General features: G+C 69.1%; 1 protein-coding gene. It reads left to right on the top strand.

The window, feature by feature from the left end:
• Window positions 1-599 (top strand): M61 family metallopeptidase (locus CSC70_RS14115; protein ID WP_484573209.1); only part of this gene is annotated, 599 nt, incomplete at both ends.

Below are 599 nucleotides of genomic sequence, written 5' to 3'. Positions count from 1 at the left end.
GCTATGAGCCGCATGCCTTCCATGTAGAAGTGCCGGCCGGTACGCAGCAGATTGAGGTGCGGTTCCAGATGCTGGCCGGCGGCGAGTTGCTGACACGCGACATCGTGTCCGTGCCCTGGCAGCGGTTGCTGCTGTACCCGGCCGGTTGGTATGCCAGGAACATTCCGGTGGCCGCCATGGTGACGCTGCCGGGCGGGCTGCGGCCGTTCAGCGCCTTGGACGTGGAGCGCGCGGGCGGTACGCACTACGCCTTCAAGACGACATCGCTGGAAACGCTGCTGGATGCGCCGGTGCTCGCCGACCGATACACCGCGCAGCTGCCGCTGACCGGGGCGGTGTCGCTGGATATCGTGGCGCAGCGGCCCGCCGACCTGCAGGTGCCGCCCGCACGTGTGGCCGAACTACGTTCGCTGCTTGCGCAGCTCGGCGCGGTGTTCGGTCCGCCGCCGTTTGCACGCTACGCCATCCTGGCGCGGCTGAGCGACGAGGGGTCGGCCGGCGGCGCCGAGCATCGCGCGTCCAGCGAGAACGGTTTGGCGTCGTCGCATTTCCAGGACTGGCCGGGCCAGATCCTCTCGCGCGACCTGATTGCGCACGAG

Origin of the sequence: Pseudoxanthomonas kalamensis DSM 18571 (assembly GCF_010211745.1) — a bacterium.
GTDB classification, from domain to species: Bacteria; Pseudomonadota; Gammaproteobacteria; order Xanthomonadales; family Xanthomonadaceae; genus Pseudoxanthomonas_A; species Pseudoxanthomonas_A kalamensis.
The sequence above is the reverse complement of the archived record's forward strand: the minus strand, read 5'-3'. Positions and strand labels throughout refer to the sequence as shown.